This is a genomic window from Nocardia sp. NPDC101769, assembly GCF_044766925.1.
Taxonomy (GTDB): Bacteria; Actinomycetota; Actinomycetes; order Mycobacteriales; family Mycobacteriaceae; genus Nocardia.
This window is the reverse complement of sequence record NZ_JBIWMX010000007.1, coordinates 123,965-149,873: the sequence shown is the minus strand read 5'-3', so window position 1 is coordinate 149,873 and position 25,909 is coordinate 123,965. Positions and strand designations below refer to the sequence as shown.

General features: G+C 67.3%; 24 protein-coding genes and 1 tRNA gene. 18 read left to right on the top strand and 7 right to left on the bottom strand.

The features are described from left to right. Nucleotides 1-581: 581 nt before the first annotated feature. Both ACIRRA_RS14435 and ACIRRA_RS14430 read right to left on the bottom strand, forming a co-directional pair. Nucleotides 582-1,505, bottom strand: a complete 924-nt coding sequence (locus tag ACIRRA_RS14435; RefSeq protein WP_402767402.1) for an esterase/lipase family protein — start codon at nucleotides 1,503-1,505, stop codon at nucleotides 582-584. Between the two features lie 608 nt (nucleotides 1,506-2,113). Beyond that, nucleotides 2,114-2,416: a hypothetical protein gene (locus ACIRRA_RS14430; RefSeq protein WP_402767400.1), complete on the bottom strand. Its 303-nt coding sequence runs from the start codon at nucleotides 2,414-2,416 to the stop codon at nucleotides 2,114-2,116. Between ACIRRA_RS14430 and ACIRRA_RS14425 the strand changes: the two genes are divergently transcribed. The 3 genes from ACIRRA_RS14425 (at nucleotide 2,409) to ACIRRA_RS14415 (ending at nucleotide 5,244) form a co-directional block, all read left to right on the top strand. Beyond that, complete coding sequence (locus ACIRRA_RS14425) at nucleotides 2,409-2,540, top strand: hypothetical protein (RefSeq protein WP_402767398.1); 132 nt, start codon at nucleotides 2,409-2,411, stop codon at nucleotides 2,538-2,540. The two genes, ACIRRA_RS14430 and ACIRRA_RS14425, sit on opposite strands and share 8 nt — an antisense overlap. 617 nt (nucleotides 2,541-3,157) lie before the next feature. Then, complete coding sequence (locus ACIRRA_RS14420) at nucleotides 3,158-4,960, top strand: serine/threonine-protein kinase PknD (RefSeq protein WP_402767396.1); 1,803 nt, start codon at nucleotides 3,158-3,160, stop codon at nucleotides 4,958-4,960. A gap of 44 nt (nucleotides 4,961-5,004) precedes the next feature. Then, on the top strand, nucleotides 5,005-5,244 hold the full coding sequence (locus tag ACIRRA_RS14415) for an NUDIX domain-containing protein (RefSeq protein WP_402767394.1): 240 nt from the start codon (nucleotides 5,005-5,007) through the stop codon (nucleotides 5,242-5,244). A 243-nt stretch (nucleotides 5,245-5,487) separates the two neighbouring features. Here the strand turns inward: ACIRRA_RS14415 and ACIRRA_RS14410 are convergent. Next, a tRNA-Arg gene (locus ACIRRA_RS14410) sits at nucleotides 5,488-5,561 on the bottom strand. 203 nt (nucleotides 5,562-5,764) lie between these two features. Here ACIRRA_RS14410 and ACIRRA_RS14405 point away from each other — a divergent pair. The 8 genes from ACIRRA_RS14405 (at nucleotide 5,765) to ACIRRA_RS14370 (ending at nucleotide 18,607) form a co-directional block, all read left to right on the top strand. Continuing rightward, nucleotides 5,765-7,804 (top strand): cytochrome c oxidase assembly protein, encoded by a 2,040-nt coding sequence (locus ACIRRA_RS14405; RefSeq protein ID WP_402767393.1) that lies wholly within the window; start codon nucleotides 5,765-5,767, stop codon nucleotides 7,802-7,804. Between the two features lie 11 nt (nucleotides 7,805-7,815). Continuing rightward, nucleotides 7,816-8,760, top strand: coding sequence for a threonine/serine dehydratase (locus tag ACIRRA_RS14400; RefSeq protein ID WP_402767637.1), 945 nt, complete (start codon nucleotides 7,816-7,818; stop codon nucleotides 8,758-8,760). A gap of 130 nt (nucleotides 8,761-8,890) precedes the next feature. Continuing rightward, a complete protein-coding gene (locus ACIRRA_RS14395) occupies nucleotides 8,891-9,340 on the top strand; it encodes a single-stranded DNA-binding protein (protein ID WP_357006002.1) in 450 nt (149 codons plus the stop codon). Nucleotides 9,341-9,350: 10 nt separating this feature from the next. Further along, a complete protein-coding gene (gene ettA / locus ACIRRA_RS14390) occupies nucleotides 9,351-11,027 on the top strand; it encodes an energy-dependent translational throttle protein EttA (protein WP_402767391.1) in 1,677 nt (558 codons plus the stop codon). Between the two features lie 448 nt (nucleotides 11,028-11,475). Beyond that, nucleotides 11,476-16,380 (top strand): NAD-glutamate dehydrogenase, encoded by a 4,905-nt coding sequence (locus tag ACIRRA_RS14385; RefSeq protein WP_402767389.1) that lies wholly within the window; start codon nucleotides 11,476-11,478, stop codon nucleotides 16,378-16,380. Between the two features lie 95 nt (nucleotides 16,381-16,475). Further along, complete coding sequence (locus tag ACIRRA_RS14380; RefSeq protein WP_379382851.1) at nucleotides 16,476-16,871, top strand: acyl-CoA thioesterase; 396 nt, start codon at nucleotides 16,476-16,478, stop codon at nucleotides 16,869-16,871. 13 nt (nucleotides 16,872-16,884) lie between these two features. Further along, complete coding sequence (locus tag ACIRRA_RS14375) at nucleotides 16,885-17,559, top strand: hypothetical protein (protein WP_402767388.1); 675 nt, start codon at nucleotides 16,885-16,887, stop codon at nucleotides 17,557-17,559. A 319-nt stretch (nucleotides 17,560-17,878) separates the two neighbouring features. Further along, the gene (locus ACIRRA_RS14370; protein WP_402767386.1) at nucleotides 17,879-18,607 is read left to right on the top strand and encodes a dienelactone hydrolase family protein; all 729 of its coding nucleotides are present in this window, start codon (nucleotides 17,879-17,881) and stop codon (nucleotides 18,605-18,607) included. A 52-nt stretch (nucleotides 18,608-18,659) separates the two neighbouring features. Here ACIRRA_RS14370 and ACIRRA_RS14365 read toward each other — a convergent pair whose 3' ends face one another. Together ACIRRA_RS14365 and ACIRRA_RS14360 are read right to left on the bottom strand one after the other, a co-directional pair. After that, nucleotides 18,660-18,977: an AzlD domain-containing protein gene (locus ACIRRA_RS14365; protein ID WP_402767384.1), complete on the bottom strand. Its 318-nt coding sequence runs from the start codon at nucleotides 18,975-18,977 to the stop codon at nucleotides 18,660-18,662. 43 nt (nucleotides 18,978-19,020) lie between these two features. Continuing rightward, complete coding sequence (locus tag ACIRRA_RS14360; protein WP_402767383.1) at nucleotides 19,021-19,764, bottom strand: AzlC family ABC transporter permease; 744 nt, start codon at nucleotides 19,762-19,764, stop codon at nucleotides 19,021-19,023. A 74-nt stretch (nucleotides 19,765-19,838) separates the two neighbouring features. Here ACIRRA_RS14360 and ACIRRA_RS14355 point away from each other — a divergent pair, with 74 nt between their 5' ends. Beyond that, nucleotides 19,839-20,456: a helix-turn-helix domain-containing protein gene (locus ACIRRA_RS14355; RefSeq protein ID WP_402767382.1), complete on the top strand. Its 618-nt coding sequence runs from the start codon at nucleotides 19,839-19,841 to the stop codon at nucleotides 20,454-20,456. A 30-nt stretch (nucleotides 20,457-20,486) separates the two neighbouring features. On the opposite strand, the gene ACIRRA_RS14350 is transcribed toward ACIRRA_RS14355, so the two are convergent. After that, nucleotides 20,487-20,849 carry a hypothetical protein gene (locus ACIRRA_RS14350; protein ID WP_402767380.1) on the bottom strand — a complete coding sequence of 121 codons (363 nt, stop codon included), beginning with the start codon at nucleotides 20,847-20,849 and terminating at the stop codon, nucleotides 20,487-20,489. Nucleotides 20,850-20,909: 60 nt separating this feature from the next. Here ACIRRA_RS14350 and ACIRRA_RS14345 point away from each other — a divergent pair, with 60 nt between their 5' ends. Further along, complete coding sequence (locus tag ACIRRA_RS14345; RefSeq protein WP_402767378.1) at nucleotides 20,910-21,365, top strand: MarR family winged helix-turn-helix transcriptional regulator; 456 nt, start codon at nucleotides 20,910-20,912, stop codon at nucleotides 21,363-21,365. Nucleotides 21,366-21,369: 4 nt separating this feature from the next. Here ACIRRA_RS14345 and ACIRRA_RS14340 read toward each other — a convergent pair whose 3' ends face one another. Continuing rightward, entirely contained in the window at nucleotides 21,370-22,101 is a 732-nt protein-coding gene (locus tag ACIRRA_RS14340; protein WP_402767376.1) for an HNH endonuclease, read from the bottom strand. 268 nt (nucleotides 22,102-22,369) lie between these two features. Between ACIRRA_RS14340 and ACIRRA_RS14335 the strand changes: the two genes are divergently transcribed. From ACIRRA_RS14335 to ACIRRA_RS14315, 5 genes are all read left to right on the top strand, one after another. After that, complete coding sequence (locus tag ACIRRA_RS14335; protein WP_402767375.1) at nucleotides 22,370-22,774, top strand: globin; 405 nt, start codon at nucleotides 22,370-22,372, stop codon at nucleotides 22,772-22,774. Between the two features lie 134 nt (nucleotides 22,775-22,908). Further along, nucleotides 22,909-24,555, top strand: coding sequence for a glycoside hydrolase family 13 protein (locus ACIRRA_RS14330; protein WP_402767373.1), 1,647 nt, complete (start codon nucleotides 22,909-22,911; stop codon nucleotides 24,553-24,555). Nucleotides 24,556-24,586: 31 nt separating this feature from the next. Continuing rightward, the gene (locus ACIRRA_RS14325) at nucleotides 24,587-24,865 is read left to right on the top strand and encodes a hypothetical protein (protein WP_357006036.1); all 279 of its coding nucleotides are present in this window, start codon (nucleotides 24,587-24,589) and stop codon (nucleotides 24,863-24,865) included. Beyond that, on the top strand, nucleotides 24,852-25,319 hold the full coding sequence (locus ACIRRA_RS14320) for a DUF5130 domain-containing protein (RefSeq protein ID WP_357006038.1): 468 nt from the start codon (nucleotides 24,852-24,854) through the stop codon (nucleotides 25,317-25,319). The genes ACIRRA_RS14325 and ACIRRA_RS14320 overlap by 14 nt, the downstream gene beginning before the upstream one ends. Before the next feature lie 180 nt (nucleotides 25,320-25,499). Further along, nucleotides 25,500-25,889 (top strand): helix-turn-helix domain-containing protein, encoded by a 390-nt coding sequence (locus ACIRRA_RS14315; protein WP_402767371.1) that lies wholly within the window; start codon nucleotides 25,500-25,502, stop codon nucleotides 25,887-25,889. Nucleotides 25,890-25,909: the final 20 nt, after the last annotated feature.

Genomic DNA, 25,909 nt, shown 5'->3' with positions numbered 1-25,909 from the left:
GCCGAATTGGGGGAGGAAACTCTCACGGGTGAGCGTCGTGGCAGGCAGGTCCACCCCGGCCGACATCGCCTGAAAAGCGCTGAAGGACAGCTCGATCGGATCGCTCACCACGTCCGCCCTCGGCCGGGATCGTGATCGAGCGACCGCCGTCGAAAGGTCACGTCCCGCAACGAATCCGGTTGTACGGCCGCACCGTTGGCCTGGATACCGGCGTGTTTAGTGGCGTCGGCAGTGCGAGGACTATCAGGAGGCCGTCATCCCGGTAGCGGGCCGACCTGGCGTAACGAGGCGTGCGCTCGGGCCGCGCTGGAAGTCGGCCTGAACCGGCCCACCACCTTCGCCCGGCGCGTGCCCTGTTCGATGCTGGTGCGGGTCGGCACGAACGACAGTGTCGCGCCACCGAGCGCGGCCCTGCGAAAGCCGGTCCGCGGGCCCGGATTCGCGAGTACCCCGTCGACCATTTCGACATCTATCAGGGCCCTTGGCAGCGGCAGGCGGTGACCGACCAGCTCGAGTTCCTCACGGCCGTATTGCGGTGACCTCCAGATCCGCGATCGGCACGTCGGCAGAGCATCGGCCGGTCAGAACTGCGGCCCGCTCCCGCACTGCACCGGCACCGTACGCCCCGGATCCAGCGCGTTCAGAATCATCGCGTCCACGCTGGGGTCATATGCCATGCCGCTGTGCCCGACCGGGTCGTCCGGGCACTGGTCCTGTACGACGAGATCGGTGACACCATCCTCGGCGATGGCCGCGGTGGCGGGCGGGGACACCATGGAGTCGTGCGCCGACACGATGGTGGTGTAGCGGATGCCGGTCTGGGCGATCGGGCCGTCGTGCAGTCGGGTCATCGCGGCCGAACCGGGGGAGACGTCCTCACAGATCCCGCATACGCCCGCGACCAGCCCGCGCAGCCCGAGTTGTGCTGCGTTGCCGATAAGTCCGCTGGTGATTCCGTTCGTGGGTGGTGCCAGGGTGACAACCGCGCCGATCCGGTCAGCCGCTGCCGGGTCGGTCTTAGCGAGGTAGAGCGAGACGAACGCGCCACCGGAATGCCCGACCAGGTCGACCTCGGCGGCGCCGGTCTCGGCCCGCACGCGGTCGATGAAGGCGGATACCTGCGGCACGGACATCGATACCCCGTCGATGCCGCCGTCGAAGGCGTTGGTTCCGCCGTAATTCAGGGAGTACACGCAGTACCCGGCATTTGCCAGCTTCGGTCCTAGATGCGCGAACCCCTGGTACTGATTGGCCGGGAAGCCGTGCACGAGCACCACCGGCCGCGGATGGGCCGCCGACGGTGTGCACGGCACATTCACGCCGGGCGGCGACTGCGCGGGGTCCTGCCCGGACACCACGAACCAGGCTTCCCGGGCAATCATCTCCTCGAAAGTCGCCTCCGGTAGCGGACTGGCGGCTGCGGCCATGCCGGGCGCGATGATGTTCGGTACCAAGGCAATTGCGGTGGTGGCCAGAATTGAGCCAACGCATTCGCGTATGCCCATGTCGAGCTCCCAGGAACGAACGAACTTTTCTCTTAGTCTAGTCCTATAAATTTCTCCGAGGTGAGGGAGCGCTCCAGGAAAACGCGGTGGTCACGGCGGTTCGACCGAACCCCCGGGAGGAATCTCCAACCCGATGCCGCGATACGGGACGTTCTGTTGGACACCTCCCGGATTGATCGCACCGGTGCCGGGAAAGGCAGTCAGCAGCACCGCTCACCATCCCCTGGACTGCGCGATACATGTCAGCAACACCCGCACATCGCACGCAACGGACCCGCTACACCTCCGTCGGCGGAAAGCAGGCCATCGGCCGCGCCATCGAGATCCCGGCCTCACCGTCACAAATCCCGCCCGACCCCTCGACACCGCCGCCTTCGACGACAACACCTGCCACGACTTGTGCTGGGCGCGTGAATGTTTCACCAAATTCGCCGACCTCTGGAGCGCAATCCGCAGCGAATACTGGCAACTCCTATTCCACTCCGACACCCAACTCACCCGGCCCCCGGCTCGATCGGTTCGCCGACAGCCAGTCCTGAAGTCCCCCAACAACTCGCGGCCGGCATCACACGCCCGCCGCCGCTGCTGCCAGGCCCAACTCGGATCGGTCAGCCGGGCTGGGGGACTGCGCTGTGGATGCGGTCGATGAAGGTGGCGAAACCAACGTTGACCCGGTGAGGAACCGCTTCGTCGAGTCGTTGGGGATAGCCGACCGTGTAGGCACTCACGCGTTGCCTCCTGACCAGAGAGTTTCCTGTGCTGTACCTCACCAGTTCGCGGCAGGTATCGAACTCGCCATGCCTAGCGCGGCTACGCTGCCCGCAGCCGAGCACCTTCAGGCTGAACTCGCGAAGACCACGGCTGACACCGTCCTGCATTTCGGCCCCCGCCGCAATGATCGAGGTGTTCACCGCGTTCGCTGCCGATCCGGACCCGCTGGCGAGCTGGTCGCTCGCCTTCCAAGCCGGAGTCCGCCAAGCACCCGGCCTGGCGGAGCGGTTGGCGAACTCGCCCTGGCTGTCGACCGGTCAGTAGTCGTTCTTGTAGGCGAAGTAGGAACCGCGAAAGGTTCTGGCCGGCTTCGGCTTCTGCTTTGCGAACTTGAACCGCGAGGCGAGCTCCTCGGGGACTTCCATTCCGTCGGACAGTTTGAACCCGACTGCCGGCTTCTCCGGGGTCGTCGACGGTGTACATCACGTTGATCGGCAGATCAGTCGACTCGAGCAAAACCGCGCCGTAGCAACCAGATTCACTCCGTGATGTAATGCCCGTCTTGGCAAGCTCTTGGCAAGACGGCGGAGAGGCGAAACCGGCATCTTTTTGCGCAAGATGGCCCGGCCTCCGGGTGATGCTGGACTGCCGGCTTCACGAAGTTGGCCGTATGGCTCAGAGGTACGCTGAATTTGCGACAGGTTTGTTGGCGGATTTCTGGGCGCGATCCGCGCACTCGCACCGGTGGCGGGCAGTGCCCGGCCGCGTACTTGCCAGCATGAGCATGGCTGGGAAATTCGCGCGCCGACGATAGCGCCGACTCTCGACTGTCTGGCCTGGCTAAATCAACTAGTGTGGGCTACCCGCTCGCGGGCGGGGGTTGGAACGTAAACAAGTACACCGTTTGCCAGTCGGGTGGTCACGGGACGGCGCAATGCGCAATGGATGACAAGTCAGTGGGTGGCCTGGACGCCACTTGGGGGCCAGCGGAGACGTTCGGACGCTATCGGCTGCTGTCGCTGCTGGGTCAGGGCGGCATGGGCCAGGTGTGGCGGGCGCATGATTCGCTGACCAACCGGGTGGTGGCGCTCAAGGTGCTGCCCGAGCGCTTCGCCGATGACGAGCGGCTGCGCGAGCGGTTCCGCCGGGAGTGCCGGGCGGTGGCGCAGTTGACCGAGCCGCATGTGATCCCCATCCACGACTTCGGCGACATCGACGGTCGGCTCTATCTGAATATGCGGTTGATCGAGGGCACCGATCTGCGCAAGGTGATTACGCGAGAGGGGGCCTTGTCGCCGCAGCGGGCAGTAGCGATCATCACGCAGGTGGCCGGCGCGCTGCAGGCGGCCCACGACGCCGGGCTGGTCCACCGCGATGTCAAACCGACCAACATCCTGCTAGGGGCCGATGAGTTCGCCTACCTGATCGACTTCGGGATCGCCCACGCTGCCGACGACCGTACGCTGACCGCGATCGGCGAGACCGTCGGCACCGTCGCCTACATGGCGCCGGAGGAGATCAGCGCGGAGGTCAAGGCCGATGCCCGGGTGGACGTGTACGCGTTGACGTGCGTGCTGTATGAGTGCCTGACCGCCCGGCCGCCGTTTGCGAGCGCGTTGGGGATGGAGGGTGTGATCGCCCATCACCTGCACACCCCACCCCCGCGTCCCAGCACTACTACACCCGGTGTACCTACTGCGTTCGATGCGGTCATCGCCAAGGGAATGGCCAAAAACCCCGACGATCGTTACCAGACCGTGCGCGAGCTGGCCGCAGCGGCTCGCGCCGCGGTCGGCGATTCCGCGGTCAGCACCACCGGGGGCGTGGCTGTGCGCCATAGGCGGCGAATCAGATTGTCGCCCAAGACCGCCGGGCTGGTCGCGGCCGCGGTCGCGGTTACGGTGGTGGCCGCCGTAGCTGTCGTCATCAGTGTCCAACGAGAATCGGGCGGCGGTGGCAACTCGCCCACACCTATCGCCCCGGCCTACTCGTCACAGACTCCACTGCCGTTCACCGGAGTCAGCCTGCCCACCGGTGTGGCGGTCGACGCGGCGGGCAACGTATACGTCACCGACATGGGTAACGATCGGGTGGTGAAATTGGCGGCGGACGCGTCGACGCCGAGCCCGTTGCCGTTCACCGGCCTGAAGAATCCCCAGGGTGTGGCGGTCGACACGGCGGGCAACATATACGTCACCGACACGAGTAACAATCGAGTGGTGAGGTTGGCGGCGGGCGCGTCGGCGCCGACCACGTTGCCGTTCACCGGCCTCAAAGATCCCCGGGGTGTGGCGGTCGACATGGCAGGAGACGTGTACGTCGCCGACCGGGCTAATGATCGGGTGGTGAGGTTGGCGGCGGGCGCGTCGGCGCCGACGACGCTGCCGTTCACGGGGATCCAAGATCCCCAGGGTGTGGCGGTCGACACGGCGGGCAACGTATACGTCACCGAGTTGGGTACCGAGCGGGTGGTGAGGTTGGCGGCGGGCGCGTCGGCGCCGACCACGTTGCCGTTCACCGGGCTCAAAGATCCCCGGGGTGTGGCGGTCGACAGGGCGGGAGACGTGTACGTCGTCGACTGGGGTAACGAATCGGTGGTGAGGTTGGCGGCGGGCGCGTCTACGCCGACCAGGTTGCCGTTCACCGGGCTCAAAGATCCCCAGGGCATGGCGGTCGACACGGCGGACAACGTATACGTCACCGACTTGGGCCCCAATGCGGTGTTGAAACTCCCGGTCGGCTGAGCCCCTATTCCGCGTACTTGGATTTCAGACCATGGGGTTGGATCGTGCTGATCCAGCGTAGTGATAACGGGCTTGGGGCCCTTCCTGGCGGTGCGTTCGACTTCGGCGAGTCGGTGGCTGAGTGTGCCGTACGTGAGACCGCTGAGGAGGCCGGGATCGAGATTGTCAGTCTCGTGCGGATCTACTCGGATCCGCGACAAGCAGTGGCTTTCGCTGATGGTGAAGTGCGACAGCAGTTTTCGACCGGCATGCGTGGCGAACCGGTTGGAGGACTTCGCAACTGATATTCGAAGGGCCAACCGAGCCAGGTCGACCATCGACACCGACAAGCGCGACGTCGGCTACTTCGTGGAGTACCTCGAGGCCCAGGACCCACCTATCCCCGCCACCGAGGCTGCGCTCACCCGCAACAACATCGGATCCTTCATCGAACACACGTTGAACCGCATTATCCCTGGCTGTTTGAGCGCTATTGGGTATGGGTATGAGTGAACCTGGCGATGTTCGCGCAGGTCAACCCATGGATGCGCCCCCGGCAGGAATCGAACCTGCGACCTAGGGATTAGAAGGCCCTTGCTCTATCCAACTGAGCTACGGAGGCAGTGCGGGCATCGGCGGTGATGCGGGCTCCAAACACCTTGACCGAAATCGATCTCGGTGTCCAGCGCGTTAAGTATAGCGAGCGTCCAGATCAGCAAAGCTGGGTCGCGTAGCAACTGTTCGGCGCGTCGGGGCGGTTGTGCAGACCGGAGGACCGGAAACCCCAGGGGAGTCTGGACGGGCACTCCGAACTACGCTGGGCCCATGTCGTCAGTGCAGGGCCCGCCCGCAGGATCGGATGTTTCGGCGAATCGGTCGGGTTCGGGGGTGACGTTCGCGGCGATCACGGCACTGGGTGGAGCGGCGACCGCGCTGGTGGCGGCGCTGGTCGTGGCGTTGTCCGCGGCGCAGGCGTTGACCCTGCTGGGTATTCCGGATCCGGGACCGCTGACCACCTACGGGCTGCCGGCGGTGCGAGCGGTTGCGGATCTCTCGGCGGCGCTGACCGTCGGGTCGCTGCTGTTCGCCGCGTTCTTCGTGCCGCCGCAGGGCAGCGGGCTGCTCGACGTGGGCGGGTATCGGGCGTTGCGGCGCGCCGGGAACGCGGCGGTGGCGTGGGCGGTCGCGGCGGCGTGGCTGGTGCCGTTGACCCTGTCGGACACCACCGGGCAACCGCTGCAGGATTCGCTGCGCCCGGAGGAGGTGTGGCGCGCCGCGGACAAGGTCGATGTGGCCGGGTCGTGGCGATTCACCGTGTTCATGGTGGTCGTGGTGGCCATCGGCTGCCGGGTGGCGCTGCGCTGGGGCTGGACGCCGGTGCTGCTGTGGCTGTCGGTGCTGTCGCTGCTGCCGGTCGCCCTGACCGGGCACTCCTCGTCGGGTGGTGCGCACGATCTGGCCACCAACAGCCTGATCCTGCACCTGGTTTCGGCCTGCTTCTGGGTGGGCGGCCTGTTCGCGGTGCTGGCGTACGCGCTGCGGGACGGCAAATACACCGCGCTCGCCGTGCGCCGGTTCTCGAAAGTGGCGACCCTCTCGTTCGTGGTCATCGCGATCAGCGGTGTGATCAACGCCTATGTCCGGGTGCCGCTGTCGGATCTGTTCAGTACCACCTACGGCAAGCTCGTGCTGGCCAAGGCGGCCGCGTTGATCCTGCTCGGTGTCGTGGGGTTCCTGCAGCGGCAGCGCGCCATCCCGGATCTGGAGCAGGATCCGCAGGATCGCGGCGCGCTCATTCGCTTTGCGGGCGTCGAGGCGCTGATCTTCGCGGCCACCGTAGGCCTGGCCGCGGGCCTGGGCCGCACACCGCCGCCGGACCTGCGCACCGTGCCCACGCCGACCGAGGTGGAGATCGGCTACAACCTGGCTGGTCCGCCGAATATCGAGCGACTGCTGTTCGACTGGCGTTTCGACCTCGTCTTCGGGACCCTCGCGCTCGTGCTGGCCGTGGTGTACGTGCTGGGTGTGCTGCGGCTGCGCAAGCGCGGCGACTCCTGGCCGGTCGGGCGGACCATTGCCTGGCTCGCGGGTTGCGCCACCCTGCTGATCGCCACCAGCTCCGGTGTCGGCCGCTATGCCCCGGCCATGTTCAGCGTGCACATGGCTCAGCACATGATGCTGTCCATGCTGGCCCCGATCCTGTTCGCGCTGGGCGGCCCGGTGCTGCTGGCGCTGCGGGCGATTCAACCGGCCGGTCGGGACGCACCGCCCGGGCCGCGAGAATGGATCCTGGCGGCCGTGCACAATCCGGTGTCGCGCTTCATGACGCAGCCCGTGGTGGCCTCGGTGTTCTTCGTAGCCGGTTTCTACGCGCTGTACCTGGGCGGCATCTTCGACAAGTTCGCAGGTACACACGGTGCGCACCTGGTGATGAACGTGCACTTTCTGCTCAGCGGATACCTCTTCTACTGGGTTGTGATCGGCATCGATCCGAAGCCGCGCCCGGTGGAGCCGCTCACCAAGCTGGGTATGGTGTTCGGTTCGCTGCCCTTCCACGCCTTCTTCGGTATCGCGCTGATGAGCATGGATACCGTGATGGGCGGCTGGTTCTATCGCGGCCTGGGCCTGTCCTGGAACCATGATCTGCTCGCCGATCAGCACACCGGCGGTAGCCTCGCCTGGGCCAGTGGCGAAGTGCCGCTGGTGGTGGTGATGCTCGCGCTGCTCATCCAATGGTCACGCAGCGACAAACGCCTGGCGAACCGGCTCGATCGCAAGGCCGAACGTGACGACGACGCGGACCTGACCGCGTACAACGCCATGTTCGCCGAGCTCGCCCGGCGGGACGGAGAGGTGCGCAAGTGAACGACGTCGCCATGGCGACCCGAAAAGTCAAGCGGCTCTACCGATCCGATGTACGGCAGGCCCGCCGTCTATTGCGCGGTCACACCCGTAAGACCCCCGTCTTCCACACCGATATCCTGGGCCCGCGCGGCCCGGTTCCGGTGACCCTCAAGCTGGAACATCTCCAGCACGGCGGCACCTTCAAGGTGCGCGGCTGTCTCAACGCGCTGTTGCAGGCGCGCGGTGACAAGACCCATGTGGTGCTGGCCTCGGCCGGCAATGCTGGGATCGCGGCGGCGCTGGCCAGCGCGTTGCGCGGAATGTCGTGCACCGTGGTGGTTCCCGAGTCGGCCTCGCACACCAAGGTGGCGGCCATGTGGTCGCACGGCGCCGAAGTGCTGTGGCACGGAACGACTTACGCCGAGGCCCACCGGTACGCCCGCCAGCTCGCCGCCGAGCGCGGCGCCATGCAGCTGCACGCCTACGATCTGCCCGAGATCGTGGCGGGGGCGGGTGTGGTCGGGCTCGAGATCGAGGAGCAGGTACGGGGCAGGCCGTCCGTGCTGGTCGCGGTCGGTGGCGGCGGTCTGGTCGCCGGTGTCGCGGCGGCGCTCGGGCTGCGCGGCCGGGTGATCGGGGTCGAGCCGCAGGGCGCGCCGACCCTGCACTCGGCGCTGGCGGCCGGGCACCCGGTGGAGGTCGAGGTCTCCAGCGTGGCCTCGGATTCCCTGGGCGCGAACCGGATCGGCGATATCGCCATGGAGGTGGCGCAGCGCTACGCGGTGCGTTCCATCCTGGTCAGCGACGACGCCATCGTGATGGCGCGCGAGTATCTGTGGCGCGAGTTCCGCATCGTGGTGGAGCCGGCCGGTGCGACGGCGGTGGCGGCGATCCAGAGCGGTGCGTACGTGCCGGCGCCGGGGGAGCGGCCGGTAATCGTGTTGTGCGGGGCCAATACCGATCTGGGGACGCTGTAGCGCGCCGCGAACCTATCCACACCCCGCGAGTTGTCCACACTCGCCGATTCGGTCCTGTCGCCGTCCTCCCCTGCGCGGGAACCTTGAGGTCGACGGCAGGCACAGGCTCGAATCGACAAGGGGGAGTGCAATGTACGAGGCGAACACCGCGGTGATCGGCCGGATCGTCACACATCCGGTGCGGCGCGCGCTGCAGAATGGCGAACAGCTCCTGAGTTTCCGGCTGGCCAGTACCGCCCGCCGCTACGATCAGGGCGCGGGAGACTGGGTGGACGGTGGCACCCTGTACCTCACCGTAAACTGTTGGCGACGGGGGATCATCGAAGGAGTCGAGGCGTCACTGCAGCGAGGTGATCCGATCATCGCGTACGGGCAGCTGCGCTCGAACGAGTACACCACCCGAGATGGCGCGGAGCGCACCGACCTCGAGATGCGGGCCCTGGCGTTGGGTCCCGACCTCGGGCGTTGCACCGCCCCGGTGGTGCGCAAAACCTTCGGTCGAACCGACCGGACCGAACCCGTGGAACGGCCGTCCGTGGATGCGGACACTGCCGGAGAACCCGCTACTACACACAGTTAGGCTTGCCGATATGGCTGAGTTCATTTACCAGATGGTGAAGGTGCGAAAGGCGCATGGCGACAAGGTCGTGCTCGACAATGTGACCTTGAACTTCCTTCCCGGCGCCAAGATCGGTGTCGTCGGCCCGAACGGCGCGGGTAAGTCCAGTGTGCTGAAGATCATGGCGGGACTGGACCAGCCGAACAATGGTGATGCCTGGCTCGCGCCGGGCGCGACGGTCGGCATCCTGCAGCAGGAGCCGCCGCTGAACGAAGAGAAGACCGTCCGCGGCAATGTCGAGGAGGGCCTCGGCGAGATCAAGGTGAAGCTGGACCGCTTCAACGAGATCGCCGAGCTCATGGCAACCGACTACTCCGATGAGCTGATGGAGGAGATGGGCAAGCTCCAGGAGGAGCTCGACCACGCCGACGCGTGGGATGTCGACTCCCAGCTCGAGCAGGCCATGGACGCGCTGCGCTGCCCGCCGCCGGACGAGCCGGTCACCAACCTCTCCGGTGGAGAGCGCCGTCGCGTCGCGCTGTGCAAGCTGCTGCTGAGCAAGCCCGACCTGCTGCTGCTCGACGAGCCAACCAACCACCTCGACGCCGAGTCGGTGCTGTGGCTCGAGCAGTTCCTCGCCACCTACCCGGGCGCGGTGTTGGCCGTTACCCACGACCGCTACTTCCTCGACAATGTGGCGCAGTGGATCCTCGAGCTGGACCGCGGCCGTACCTTCCCCTACGAGGGCAACTACTCCACCTACCTGGAGAAGAAAGCCGAGCGCCTCGAGGTGCAGGGTAAGAAGGACCAGAAGCTGCAGAAGCGCCTGAAGGAGGAGCTGGCCTGGGTCCGCTCCGGCGCCAAGGCGCGGCAGGCCAAGAACAAGGCGCGTCTGGGTCGCTACGAGGAAATGGCCGCCGAGGCCGAGAAGATGCGCAAGTTGGACTTCGAGGAGATCCAGATCCCGGCCGGTCCGCGCCTGGGCAATGTGGTCGTCGAGGTCGAGCACCTGGACAAGGGATTCGGCGACCGGCAGCTGATCAAGGATCTGTCGTTCACCCTTCCGCGCAACGGCATTGTCGGCGTCATCGGCCCCAACGGTGTCGGTAAGTCGACGCTGTTCAAGACCATCGTCGGTCTGGAGCAGCCGGACAGCGGCGCGGTGCGGGTCGGCGAGACGGTCAAGCTGAGCTACGTCGACCAGGGCCGCTCCGGCATCGACCCGAACAAGACGGTGTGGCAGGTGGTTTCCGACGGGCTGGACTTCATCCAGGTCGGTAATCAGGAAATGCCTTCCCGCGCTTATGTTTCGGCGTTCGGATTCAAGGGCCCGGATCAGCAGAAGCCGGCCGGTGTGCTCTCCGGTGGTGAGCGCAACCGCCTGAACCTGGCGCTGACCCTCAAGCAGGGCGGCAACCTGATCCTGCTCGACGAGCCCACCAACGACCTCGATGTCGAGACCCTGAGCTCGCTCGAGAACGCGCTGGAGAACTTCGCGGGCTGCTCGGTGGTCATCTCCCACGACCGCTGGTTCCTCGACCGCACCTGTACCCACATCCTGGCGTGGGAGGGCACCGAGGACAACCCGGCCTCGTGGTTCTGGTTCGAGGGCAACTTCGAGGCCTACGAGGCCAACAAGATCGAGCGCCTGGGTCCGGAAGCGGCGCGCCCGCACCGCGTCACCCACCGCAAGCTGACCCGCGGATAACGGGCCACCCCAACCGAATTCACCGCCGCCCTCACCCGCCGACCCGGGTGGGGTAGACGGAACGCGTCGGTCCGCTACCGAGCGCTGGATTCCGTACGGTCCATCGAAGAATGGTCGATTGATCACCATTTCGTCGGGCCGAAGACGTTTGCTCGACGGTTCGCGGCCCGCTGGATGGCGGGCCGTGACCGGCCAGATGAACGGTTATCGAATAGCGAACTCAGTGGTTTCGCATTCGTACTTGTGCGTGAAAACTGTTTTGGTGCAAGGTTTGTCGTATGCGACCTGGCGATATCGGACGAAGTCGGCGACGACCGAACTGTCCGGTTCATACGTATGATGAGACGCGGCGCGGCATTGAGAGGAATTCAGCCCGGCAGTTCTTGCGCCCAGCTACTCTCGCATCGGCGTCACTTTGTTACGGAACCGAATCCGAGGAGTTGGCGAAATGACGGTCTCGTCCGAGTTGTCCAGCGCGGCCTGGGCTGCGAGTTTGCCCGCGTCTCTGCGGGGCAATCTCGTATCCCTCGAGGAGGCGTATTTCCGCCATGTCGACGCCGGCGATGCTGACTGCGCGATCCCCGCGACATCCACCCACATCTTCCGCTGCCATGTGGATCTCGGCATCCAGCGCACCCCCGGCACCGCGAATGTCCGTGTGTACCATGCGGATGACGAGGCCGGACTCGGCGTCGCCATCCAGCTCGTGACCGATGACATGCCGCTGCTGGTCGAATCCGTGACCTCCTCGCTGAGCCGGATCGGTGTCAGTGTCAGTGAGGTCGTACACCCCATCTTCGAGGTGACCCGAGACGCCGCGGGCCGCCTCGAGACGGCAGCGCCGCACGAGGTCGACGGCAATGGCACCACCGGCCTGCCCGAGTCCTGGATGCACGTGCAGCTGCACCCCGCCACCAGCCGCGCCCAGCTCGAGCAGATCGAGACCGCGCTGCCCGACGTACTCACCGATGTGCGCCGGGTCATCGAGGACACCGAGGCCATGCGCGAGGCGCAGGAGCGGGTCGCCGCTGAGCTCGACACCGCAGCCACCGCAGGCAGATCCGCCTTTCCCGCAACGGATCTCACCGACTGCGCCAACCTGTTGCGCTGGCTCGCAGACGGCCACTTCACCGTGCTGGGCTACGCCCGCTACGAGCGCAGCACCGTGGACGGTCAGGCCAAGTCCATCATCGTGCCGGAGACCAGCCTCGGCGTGCTGCGCCCCAATGTGGGCACCGACTTCCGGGTCCCCGACAACAGCGGCGACCAGCCGCTGCTCATGTTGACCCAGGGCCTCGTCCCGGCCACCGTGCACCGCGCGGTCTACCCGTACTTCGTCGGCGTGGCCGAGATCGACGAATCCGGTGCCGTCACGGGCGAGCACCTGTTCATCGGCGTCTTCACCGTCACCGCCCTGCACGAGAACGTGCTCGATATCCCCGTCATCGACCGCCGGGTGCGCTCCATCATCGAGTCCAGCGGCTTCGACCTGGACTCCTTCTCCGGCCAGGAGATGCTCGAGGTGATCCAGGCCTTCCCGCGCACCGAGCTGTTCTCCTCCGACGGCGACGCGCTGCGCCGCACCGCCAGCGCGGTGCTGAATGTCGGCATGCGCCGCCAGGTTCGACTGTTCATGCGCATGGACGGCTATGGCCGCTTCGTGGCCTGCATGGTGTACCTGCCGCGTGACCGCTACACCACCCGCGTCCGCCTGGAGATGCAGGACATCCTGGTGCGCGAACTGGGTGGTGTATCCATCGACTATTCGGCGCGCGTGTCCGAAAGTGACCTCGCCAGTGTGTATTTCACGGTCCGGCTGCCCGATCAGGGCATCGTGGCCGACACCGGCGAGCCCAACCGGCTGCGCATCCAGCACCTGCTCGCCGAGGCCAGCCGCACCTGGGACGACCACCTGCGCGACGAGGTGGCCAACTCCACCTTGCTCGATCCGGCGGTGGCGCAGCGCTACGCCGAGTCGCTGCCGGAGAGCTACAAGGAGGACTTCGAGCCCACCCGTGCCGTGGCCGACATCCTGCGGCTGCAGCGGCTGCCCGACGGGGGCATCGACCAGCACCTGTACCGCTGGTCCGACTCCGCCCCGGGCTCTTGGCGTTTCACGCTCTACATCGGTGGTGGCGGTGGCATCTCGCTGAGCCAGGTGCTGCCGCTGCTGCAGAGCCTCGGCGTGGAGGTGATCGACGAGCGCCCGCACCACGTCGAGCGCGATCAGGGCCCGGAGCAGTGGATCTACGACTTCGGCCTGCTTGCCCGTCCCGAGCTGCTGCGCAGCGCCCTGGACCGGAACATGGACGCCGAACTGGTGGAGTCCGTGAGCCGGCTCGACGTGCTCGACGCCCAGGTGCGCGGTTTACGCGAACGCTTCACCGAGGCCTTCGCGGCGCTCTGGTACGGCCGCGCCGAGGCCGACAGCCTCAATGAGCTGGTGCTGCGCGCCGGCCTGCACTGGCGCAGCGTCGCGATCCTGCGCGCCTACTCGAAGTACCTGCAGCAGGCCGGATTCCAGTACAGCCAGGCCGCCATCACCCGCGTGCTGCTGGCCTATCCGGAAGCGGCGAGCATGTTCGTGGAGCTGTTCACCGCGCTCTTCGATCCGGACTCGGCCAACCCCGACCATGCCACCGAGCTCGAGGCCGCGGTCCGCCTCCGCATCGACGAGGTGGTGAGCATGGACGCCGACCGCATTCTGCGCGCCATCCTCGGCCTGATCAAGGCCACCCTGCGCACCAATTACTACGTCACCGACGCCGAGGGCACCGCGCGGGACTACCTGTCGTTCAAGGTGGAACCGCAGGAGATCACCGAATTGCCCAAGCCCAGGCCACAATTCGAGATCTTCGTCTACTCCCCGCGGGTGGAGGGCGTGCACCTGCGCTTCGGTCCGGTGGCGCGCGGCGGCCTGCGCTGGTCGGACCGCCTCGAGGACTTCCGCACCGAGGTCCTGGGCCTGGTCAAGGCGCAGGCGGTGAAGAACGCGGTGATCGTGCCGGTCGGCGCCAAGGGCGGTTTCGTGGTCAAGCAGCCCCCGGGTGCCACCGCCGATCCGGTCGCCGATCGGCAGGCCCTGCAGACCGAGGGCATCGCCTGCTACCGCACCTTCATCTCCGGCCTGCTCGACGTCACCGACAATGTCGATCGCGCCACCGGCGCGGTGCTGCCTCCCGAGCGCGTGCTGCGCCGCGACGCCGACGACACCTACCTCGTGGTCGCCGCCGACAAGGGCACCGCCTCCTTCTCCGATATCGCCAATGATGTGGCCCAGCACTACGGTTTCTGGCTCGGCGACGCCTTCGCTTCCGGCGGTTCGGTGGGCTACGACCACAAGGCCATGGGCATCACCGCCAAGGGCGCGTGGGAGAGCGTGAAGCGGCACTTCGCCGAGATGGACATCGACACCCAGTCGCAGGACTTCACGGTGGTCGGCATCGGTGACATGTCCGGTGACGTGTTCGGCAATGGCATGCTGCTCTCGCGCCACATCCGGCTGGTCGCGGCCTTCGACCATCGCCACATCTTCCTGGACCCGAATCCCGATGCCGCGATCTCTTTCGCCGAGCGTGAGCGCATGTTCGCGCTGCCGCGCTCGTCGTGGGCCGACTACGACCGGTCCCTGATCAGCGAGGGCGGTGGGGTCTACGACCGCACGGTGAAGGCCATCCCGGTCACCGACCAGGTCCGCAAGGTGCTCGGCCTGGCCGCCGACGTTGTCTCGCTGTCCCCGCCGGAGATGATCCGCGCCATCCTGCAGTCCCCCGTGCAGCTGCTGTGGAACGGCGGCATCGGCACCTATATCAAGGCCAGTACCGAGACCAATGCCGAGGTGGGCGACAAGTCCAATGACGCGGTCCGGGTGAACGCGAACGCCTTGCGGGTCAAGGTGATCGGCGAGGGCGGCAACCTGGGTGTGACCGCTCTGGGCCGCATCGAGTTCTGCCGCCACGACGGCAAGATGAACACAGACGCGCTGGACAACTCCGCCGGTGTGGACTGCTCCGACCACGAGGTCAATATCAAGGTCCTGCTCGACGGCGTGGTTTCCTCCGGCGAACTGCCCGAGGCCGAGCGCAATCCGCTGCTGGCCTCCATGACCGACGAGGTCTCCGCACTTGTGCTGCAGGACAACGTCTCCCAGAACATCCTTATGGGTATGTCCCGGGCCGAGGCCCCGTACATGCTCAATGTGCACCAGCGCGTCATCGAGGATCTCGAGGAACGTCGTGGCCTGGACCGCGAGCTCGAGGCGCTGCCCAGCGACGCGCAGATGAAGCAGCGCGCCGAGGAGGGCACCGGCCTGACCTCGCCGGAGCTGTCGAATCTCATGGCGCACGTGAAGCTTTCATTCAAGGCCGACCTGCTGGCCAGCGATCTGCCCGATATCGCGTACTTCTCCGCACGGTTGCCGCAGTACTTCCCGACCCCGCTGCGCACCCGCTTCGGTGTGGCCATCAAGCGGCATCGCCTGCGCCGGGAGATCACCGCCACCGTGCTGGTGAACGAGGTGGTCGACCTGGGCGGCATCACCTATGCCTTCCGGCTGGGCGAGGAGATCGGGGCCTCGGCCTCCGACGCGGTCCGCGCCTTCACCGCGGCGACCCAGATCTTCGATCTGCACTCGGTGTGGAGTCGTATTCGCGCCGCGGAGATCTCCACGGGGACGAAGGACACGCTGGAGCTGGAGACCAAGCGCACCCTGGACCGGGCCTCGCGCTGGTTGCTCAACAACCGCCCGCAGCCGGTCGCGGTGGGCGCGGAGATCCATCGCTACGCGCAGGGTGTGCGTGCTCTCTCGCCCAAGGTGCCGGGCTGGCTGCGCGGTCACCACATCGACAGCCTCAATGCGCAGTCCCAGGCGATCGTCGAGCAGGGGGCGCCCTCGGAGCTGGCCACCGAGGTGTTCGGCCTGCTGAACCAGTTCCCGCTGCTGGATGTGCTGGATATCGCCGACATCACCGATCGCAGCGGTGAGGAGGTGGGTGCGCTGTACTACGCGCTCAACGATCACCTCAAGATCGATTGGCTGTTGCAGGCGGTCAGCCACCTGGAACGCGGTGATCGCTGGCACGCGCTGGCCCGGCTCGCGCTGCGCGACGACATGTACGGCTCGCTGCGCTCGCTCACCCTCGACGTGCTCTCCGGTGGTGACCCGGAGGAGACGGCCGAGGAGAAGATTGCATACTGGGAGTCCAAGAACCAGTCCCGGCTGGGCCGTGCACGCTCTGCCCTGTCGGAACTGTTCGAGTCCGGAACCCACGATCTGGCCACGCTGTCGGTTGCGGCGCGGCAGGTGCGAAGCATGGTGAGTGGGGTGGGTGCGCAATCGGAGGTACCGCGTTGACGAGTGTCGGTTCGCTGAACGGCCATGCGAAGACGGCAGCACCGAGTCCGGGGGAGTCCCCGGACTCGGCCGAGCCGAAGCGTTTCCACACCACGGTGGAGGTGCGCTGGTCGGATATGGACGCCTTCCAGCACATCAACCATGCCCGCATGGTCACCCTGCTGGAGGAGGCCCGCATCCCGTGGCTGTTCCTGGATGAGCGACCGACGGTTGCGTTGCGGTCCGGCTGTGTGCTGGCCGATCTGCGGGTGCAGTACAAGGGGCAGCTCCGTCACGAGGATTCGCCGCTGGACGTGTCCATGTGGATCGACCGGCTGCGCGCGGTGGACTTCACCGTCGGCTACGAGGTGCGCGCCGCCGGCGCCGCTCCGGACTCCCCGCCCGCGGTGATCGCCTCCACCCAGCTGGCCGCTTTCGACATCGACACCCAGCGCCTACGCCGCCTCACCGCCGAGGAACGTGACTACCTCGCGCAGTGGCTGGCCGACTGACCGAGAACGACCGTTGTCGGGACAGCTGACCCTGCACGTTCCGGATCCCGCGGAACGCGAGAACCTGGCCACCTTCATCACGCATGCAGTCCGCCTCGACCCGGCGGCCGTCATCCGGCTGCGCCGGCGTGGGGACCGCTACGTCTCCGCCTGGGCGACCACCGGATTCGAGGCGCTGGCGGTGCGCACCGTGGTGGCCGACCTCGGGATGGATGATGTGACCGTCGGCGCGGATGCCGTCCTCGCCGGGCTGCACGGGCCGGACGCGGGCGCTGCGTTCGGGCTCGGCTATGCCATGGATTCCGCCTGGCGCACCGCGCTGCCGCCCGAGGCCGGGTTCGTCCATGTGGAGGACGTGCCCGCCCGCATGCTCGTCGAATTGGCGGAGCGCGGAGCCGAATTGGCGCAGGAGCACGGCAGCCAGCACGGCCCGCCGGCCGCCCTGCTGGATCAGACGGTGCTCACCGTGTCCGGCGGCGGCGAGCAGGTCGAGGTGCCCATGCGGGTGGTGTTCGCCCTCGCCGCCATGGATTTCATTCCGCACGGCGGCGAGAAGACCGACTCCCGCCGCATCTCGGTGGACGAGATCGTGCGGGTGCGTGCGGCTCGTACCTGGCTGCGCCTGGACGCCCGCTACGGTTCGGTGGCCCGCCGTCGCGGCCCCGCCCTGCCGCTGCTCCCGCGCTGAGGCTCTGCCGCCTTCCGATACTGAGTCCCGCCCGAACCGGCCCCCAATGCACGGGGCACCGAATATCCTGGCTCGTAGGGTTTTTCGAGCCGGGCTACGTTCGAGTCGGGCCGAACGCAACCACGGGAGGGGCCATAATCATGACGATCCTGAGGTGCATTCTCGCGGGTGTGGCGCTGGGTATCGCCCTGCTGGCCCCGGCCTTCGCGCCCGCCGTGGGCGGCTGACGCGACAACCGGTCGGCCGGCCATTGGAATCGCGATGGCCGACATAGCCGCAACGATTGGTCGCCCCGCCCCGTGCGGATTACCTTGGCGGCATGAGCGATGCCGCGATCGTGACCGAGTGGACCGACCTGAAGGTCGGCGATGCCGTGATGAGTGCCTACGTGGCCCGTCCGGCGGAACCGGGTGAGTATCCGGGAGTCGTTGTGGGACACGAGATCTACGGCCAGCACGCCACGGCGCGGGCAGCCGCCGACCGCCTGGCGTCCCTGGGCGTCATCGCCGTCCTGCCGGACCTGTTCCACCGCGCCGCGCCGCGCGCCGAGCTGGAATTGCACGCCGACCGGGAACGCGGCCTCGAACTGCTGCGCACCCTGACCCGTCCGGGAGTGGTCGACGACATCTCGGCCTGTCTCGACGAATTGCGCCGTCGCGGCGCGGTGTCGCTGAATATGGTCGGTTTCAGCGCGGGCGGGCATGTTGCCTACTACGCCGCCACCCAGCTCCCACTGGCCGCCACCGCCGCGTTCTACCCGGGCTGGCTCACCAATACCGATATCCCGCTGTCCACACCCGAACCTACTGTCGAAGCCACCCCCGGCATCACGGGCCGGGTCGTGTTGTTCTTCGGCGGTCAGGATCCGCTGATCGATGCCGAGGCTCGCGACGACCTCGAAGAGGCGCTGAGCGCGGGCAGTATCCAGCACGAGATCGTGATCTACGACGACGCCCCGCACGGCTTCCTCTTCCCCGGCCGCGATTGGTACCGGCCCGAGGTCGCCGAGGATTCCTGGGCCCGGCTCGCGGACCTGCTGCGCGGCTAGCGAATTCGGTACGCCGGGATTCAGTCCTCAGCAGACGCTGAGGATTCGCTCTTCAGTGCACGCCGAGCATCCGCAGCCCCGCCGTTACCACCGCCGCGGAGAGGATCACCACGAGCAGCGGCGCGCGCTTCCACGCCAGCCCCGCCGCGACCAGCGCGCCCGCGGGCAGCGCCCACCCGAATTGGCCGCTGCCCGTGGGTACCAGCGTGGTGACCGCCAGCGCGGTGAGCAGCACGACCGACGCGATCTCCAGCAGCCGGATGGTGCGCGGCGAAATCTTGACCCGGCTCCGCAACAGCGGCCCGGCGAGTCGGAATGCGAAGGTGCCCATGGCCAATGCCATGGCACCCACCAGGAGAGTCTTGGTCATCGGCGCGCGCCCCTGGAGTCCAGCCGTCGAAAGATCGCCCGCATCACACGGTCCCAGCCGCAGCGGTGGTGCACTCGGTACTCGCCGCCTGATCCGCGTTCGCGGTGGTGGCTTCGCCCGCGCCCGCGCGGCGCACGACCAGCAAGACCGCGGTCAGCGCGAGCAGTACCGGCAGTCCCGCGCCCAGGAACGGCGTGGTCGCCGCGGCGACCACCGCGCCGACCAGAGCGGCTGTGCGGGTGAGGGGTTCGCGCAGGGCGGGCAGCACCAGTGAGAACAGCACGGCCGGTAAGACGGCGTCCAAACCGAACGCATTGGGGTCCGGCACCACCGCACCGAGTATCGCGCCGATCGTCGCGCCGAGCGGCCACGCGGCGAGTACCGAGAGCCCGCACACCCAGTAGGCGGCACGCCGTCGATCCCGATCCGGCTGGGCCAGGGCCATGGCCACCGATTCGTCGTTCATCACGTGGGTACCCAGCAGCCGCCGCCAGCCGGTGCCGACCACATCGGGCACGGACAGTCCATAGGGCAGGTGCCGGGCGTTGACGAGCAGTCCCGCCAGTACGGCGGCGACCAGCCCGCCGCCGGCGGTGAGAATGCCGATGAAGACGAATTCCGAGCCGCCGGCCACGACGGCGACGCTCATGAGCACCGGCAGCCAGCCGGGCAGTCCGGAGGTCACCGCGGTAGCGCCGTAGGATACGCCGATCATGGCGACTGCCAGGCAGATCGCCGCGATACCTGTGAGCACACCCCGATCGAGTGTTCGCCATGTCGAACGCATGTTTTCTATAATGAACACAACCGGCCAGGTTCGTCAAAGGGACGTGCCGACATCCCGGTACTGTGAACGCCACCATGACCCAGCAGTCCGACCGCTCCGAGCCTGTGTCTGCCCAGCAGGTGCCGGCGGCCCCGCAGCAGGCGCCCGCGTCTCCGCAGGAGGCGATCGCCGCCGCTCTGCGCCGGGAGCGGGCTCGTTCCGGACTCTCGCTGACCGAGGTCGCCCGTCGCGCCGGGATCGCCAAATCCACACTGTCCCAACTGGAATCGGGCTCCGGCAACCCCAGCATCGAAACGCTGTGGGCGCTCTGCCTCGCGCTCGACATCCAGTTCTCGCGGCTGCTGGATCCCCCGACCCCGCAGGTTCAGGTGATCCGTGCGGGTGAGGGTCCGGTCCTCGCCTCGGCGCGGTCCGAGTACCGGACCACCCTGCTCGCGGCCTCCCCGCCCGCGGCCCGTCGTGATGTCTATCGCGTCACCGCCGAACCCGGCCATCCTCGTGACTCGGCACCGCACTCCCGCGGCGTCGTCGAGCACATCGTGCTGTGCGCCGGACGCGCCAAGGTCGGGCTCGCCGAAGATCCGGTGGAACTCGGGCCCGGCGACTACATCTGCTACCCCGGTGATCTGCCGCACGTCTTCGAGGCTCTCGAGCCGGGCACTTGGGCACTGCTGGTCAGCGAATACAGCTGATCCGCGAATCCGGCTGCGGCGCGGCCGATCTCACTGCCCGGCCACCCACCAGGCGGACAGCAGGTGCACCGCCGCCAGCCCGACGCAGGAGACCGCCATCGGCCAATTGCGCCGTCCCGCACCGATGACCGCGTCGCCGATCTGAGCCAGTCCGGCGACCACCAGGATCGGCGCCAGCCCGCTGCGGGCTCCGACCGCGAGCAGGATAAGCATCACGATGCTCAACGGCACCGCCCGTGCCCCGTACCCGTACGCGAAAACCATTGTGCCCGCATTGATCTGGCTCCCGTTCGGTACCGCCAGTGCGGGCCGCGCCATACCCACCACGCTGGAGATTCCCGAGACCAGGGCGACCGCCGCGTTCGCGAGGGCGAATCCGGTGTAAGCATCCATTTCCTTCACTCCTTAAATCATTCAGTGTCTGAACGTTTTGAGGGAAGTATCATCTGACCCGTGAACGATGTCAAGAAGCCGACCGGACTCCCGAAGACCGTCTCGTTCCGGTTGGGCACGGTGGGTTCGGTGGTCGCCGATCGCTTCGCCGCACGCATCGAAACCCTCGAGCTGAAGCCGAAACACGCGGGGCTGATGACCACGCTGAGCCACGGTGAGGCCGCGTCACAGCAGGAATTGGCGGGCAGGCTCGGCGTCGCGCCGAGCCTGGTGGTGGCGCTGGCAGATCATCTGGAACGACTCGGCGCGATCGAGCGCGTGCGCGATCCCGGGGATCGGCGCCGGCAGGTGCTGACGCTCACCGGGCACGGTTACACGCTGCTGGCGGAATGCGAAAGGGCCGCGCGGGAACTCGACGAAGAGCTCACCGCCGGGCTGACGGCCAAGGAGCGCACGGCCTTCCTGCGCGCGCTCGGCGTGCTGGCCGCCGAAGCCGGTCTGCCCACAGGGGAGTGACGCGTCAGGCCGCGCCCTCGCCGAGGTACTGCAACCACGTCGGATCCAGTTCCGAGCTGGCCGACAGCAACCGCCAGTGCGGGCCCTTGGGCGCGACCATCGGATGGTGCAGCGTCCAGCCCAGTTCGCTCAGGAGCTTGTCGGCCTTGCGGTGATTGCAGGGGGCGCAGGACGCGACGCAGTTCTCCCACGAGTGGGCGCCGCCGCGGCTGCGTGGAATGACGTGATCGATGGTTTCGGCCTTGCCGCCGCAGTAGGCGCAGCGGTAGCGGTCACGATGCATGAGGGCGGCTCGGGTCATGGGTACCCGTGCCCGGTAGGGGACGCGCACGTAGTTGCGTAGTCGGATGACCGAGGGGAGCGCCACCGAGGTGCCGGCGGAATGCACGACCGGACCCTCCGGATTGTCGTGCACGGTGTCGGCCTTGTCGCAGATCAGCAGCACGATGGCGCGACGCGCGGACAGGGCCGTGAGCGGCTCGTACGTGGCGTTCAGCAGCAGCACACGGCGTTTGGCCCAGGCGGGAACGGGTGCTGCGGTGGGCGGATGATGCGCATGCTCGCGGTGGTCGCCCGGATGGGCGGGCTCGGGATGGGCGCCCAGGTGATGCTCGGAATGAGAATGTTCGGACAGCAAGTGCAGCGGAGTAGCCCCCGACCCACGATTGTGGACGTCGGCGGGCTGGAGTTGTCGATGGGTCCGCGCCTCGTGTCGGGCGCCGTGCCGCTGCTTCATGGGCCATACCCCGGTTTCGTATTCGTCCGATTGTGTGGTATCTCGGCAGACTGCCACCCAGTTGACCATGACTCGCCGCACATTGCACGGTGATTTCGCACATTGTCGGGCACATTCGGATGAACGGGACGTGACAATCGTGCACGCGGGCCGGCCGGGTGTCGAGAAACACTTGTTCCGAGCAGCGAACAGTGTGCTGAGGGGCGTCGATCGGCCGCATCGAGGGTGCACCCGGGCCGGATGTCGCGGGACTGGGCACAATGGGAGCGTGACTTCCGGCGAGCAGACTGCAACCTCCTTCTATGAAGCCGTGGGCGGCGAGAAGACGTTCCATCGGATCGTCGCGGCGTTCTACCGCGAGGTGGCGCAGGACGAGGTGTTGCGGCCGCTGTATCCGGAGCAGGACCTGGGCCCGGCCGAGCGCCGCCTGCGGATGTTCCTGGAGCAGTACTGGGGCGGGCCGCGGACCTACTCCGATGAGCGCGGGCATCCGCGCCTGCGGATGCGGCATGTGCCGTTCAAGGTCGGTCCGATCGAGCGGGACGCGTGGCTGCGGGCCATGCGCATCGCGGTGGCGGAGATCGAGCCGGAGGTGCTCGACGATGCGCACCGGCGGCAGCTGCTCGATTACTTCGAGATGGCCGCAAATTCGCTCATAAACTCGCCTTTCTGAGTTCGATCCGCAGAAATCCCAGCGCCTCACAGTGTTTCCGGGCGCCCGCAGCTGTCCGCTGCTAATTTGCTGAAACTGGACAAGTCCGGTCGACGCGCCCGCGAAAGTCACTGTGCTTTGGCACCATTACGGCTGTGACAGATATTTCCGCCGCAGCCGGGGACGGAGCCGGGCCGTCCCCGTGGTGGCGATCGGCCGTGTTCTACCAGGTGTACCCGCGTTCCTTCGCCGATTCCGGCGGTGACGGTGTCGGCGATCTGGGTGGACTACGTGACCGCCTGGGCTATCTCGAGCTACTCGGGGTGGATGCGCTGTGGATCTGCCCGGTGATGCGCTCGCCCATGGCCGACGGCGGCTACGACGTGTCCGACCCACGCGATATCGACCCGCTGTTCGGCGGCCTCGACGCGCTGGACGCGATCATCGCCGAGGCGCACGACCGGGACATGCGGGTGACCATGGACCTGGTGCCCAACCACACCAGCGATCAGCATCCCTGGTTTCGGGCGGCGCTGGTGGCGGCGCCGGGGAGTCCGGAGCGGGCACGATACTTCTTCCGCGACGGCCGCGGGCGGGACGGTGCTGTGCCGCCGAACAATTGGCCGAGCATCTTCGGTGGTCCGGCCTGGACCCGGGTGATCGAACCGGACGGTAGACCGGGGCAGTGGTACCTCCACATCTTCGCCGCCGAACAACCCGACCTGAACTGGGAAAACCCTGAGGTCGCAGCCGATTTCGAACAGACCCTGCGGTTCTGGCTGGACCGTGGCGTGGACGGCTTCCGGATAGACGTGGCGCACGGCATGGCCAAACCCCCGGGCCTGCCCGACATGGAGCGCGTCGATACGCGGATGCTCCATCTCGAAGACGACGATCCGCGCTTCAACAACCCCGGCGCGCACGATATCCACCGGCGGATCCGGAAGGTGATGGACGAGTATCCACACGCGGTCGCCATCGGCGAGGTGTGGGTCGACGACAACACCCGCTTCGGCGAATACCTCCGGCCCGACGAACTGCACCTGGCCTTCAATTTCCGGCTCGCCCAGACGCCCTTCCGGCCGGATCGGATCCGCGCGGCCGTGGACAATTCGCTGCGCGCGGTGGCCGGGGTCGGCGCGACGCCCACCTGGACGCTGTCCAACCACGACATCGAGCGCGAGGTCACCCGCTACGGTGGCGGGCCCGTCGGGCAGGCGCGGGCACGGGCCATGATCCTGCTGGAACTGGCACTGCCGGGCAGCGTATTCGTCTACAACGGAGCCGAATTGGGGCTGGCCAATGTGGACGATCTCCCCGAGTCGGCGCTGCAGGACCCCACCTGGGAGCGCTCCGGGCACACCGAGCGCGGCCGGGACGGCTGCCGGGTGCCGCTGCCGTGGGAGGGGGAGTCGCCGCCGTTCGGGTTCACGTCGGGGGTGCCGTGGCTGCCCATGCCGCCGGAGTGGGCGGCGCTGACCGTGGAGGCGCAGCTGGAGCGAATGGATTCCATGCTGTCGCTGTACCGGATGGCGATCGAATTGCGGGCCGTCCGGCCGGAATTCAGCGGGTTCGAGCTGGAGTGGTACGCGAGTCCGCCCGGCTGCCTCGCGTTCCGGCGCAACGGCGGTCTGCTGTGCGTGCTCAATGCCACCGATGCGCCGATCATGCTCCCCGCGGGTGAGGTGCTGCTGGCGAGCGCGGCGATCAATGGGCGGCGGGAACTTCCGGCGAACTCGACGGCCTGGCTGGTCTGGAAGGGTTTGTCACGACACGGCCGCACTAGCCCTTACCGGTCGTAGTAGTCACACGGGCATCGACTACCGTTGGGCCGTGAGCATTCTCCAGACAGTGCTGATCTACGTCGGCATCCCGGTCGCGATCTATCTGGTGATCGCCGGATTGTCGTTCCTCGGCAAGCCGCTGCCCGGCAAGAAGCCGGAACACTACGAACTCGGTGCGAAGTGGACCCAGCCCCCGGTGCTGTGGAGCGCGACCGACGAGGTGACCGGATCCGGCCACCACGACACTGCTGATTCGCATGGAGACCATGCGGCTATCGAATCCGCCGACGCGGAGCTGATCGGAGGCCGGGCAAGTGGCAAGTTCTAATTGGCCCGCGGTGGACCAGGCCGACCTACCCCACGGTTACGCGATCACCACGAGTGGACGCGTCTCCGGTGTGCACGAGGCCGGCGACGTCTTCAAGGAAGCGCCGTTCAGCGACCGCGAGCGGCTGCTCATGGACAATGCGCTCACCGACGCCACCCGCGCCACCAAGGTGCGCTTCAACATCTACATCGGTGACCTGGGCTCGGACTCGGCCGCCGGCGTGGACGCCCTGTTCCCGTCCACCCCCGAGGCCGCCCGTTCGGTGCTCATCGCGGTGGACCCGAACACCAGCTCCGTCGAGGTGCGCTCCGGCCGCGACGTCGCCGAGCGCGCCAACGACCGCGTCTGCCAGCTCGGCGCCACCGCCGCCACCAGCTCCTTCCGTCAGGGTGAGCTGATCGACGGCCTGGTCTCGGCCGTGCGGGTGATGGCTGCCGCGATCGGGCGGGTCTAGCCGACTCTCGGCACTTCTGCGAAGGGGTTTCGCCCCTGAAACTCCGAGGGACGTTTGGGGGCTCAGCCCCCAAACCCCGAGGGATCAAGGTCGCGCACCGACCCCCGCACACTCCGACAGACATTTCGCCCTGAGCAGATCGGGGCGCGGCGGCGTGGTGGGGGAATTTACGCTCGGGAGATGGCCGAGCATCCGCGTTTGAAAGCAATTCCCGGTGGTCTCGACGAAGCCGGGGTGGTGCGACCCGCGGTGCGTCCGGCGCCGGTGCGCGAGCCGCTGTGGCGGGAGGCGCTCGGCGGTCAGCTGCGCTCGCTCCGGCTGGAGCGGGGGGAGAAACTGACGGAAACGGCTGGGCGGGCAGGTATTTCGCCGCAGTATCTGTCCGAGGTCGAACGGGGGCGCAAGGAGCCGTCCAGCGAGATGATCGCGGCCTTGGCGGGGGCTCTGGGCACCAGCCTGGGTTCGCTCACACGGCAGGTGGCCGAAGACCTGCTTCGCGCCCGTCCCGCCCCGGCCCGGCACCCGGCCATCTCGCCGCTGGCGATCTCCCCCGTCCTGCTGGCCGCTTGATCCACGAGCATGCGTTGGCG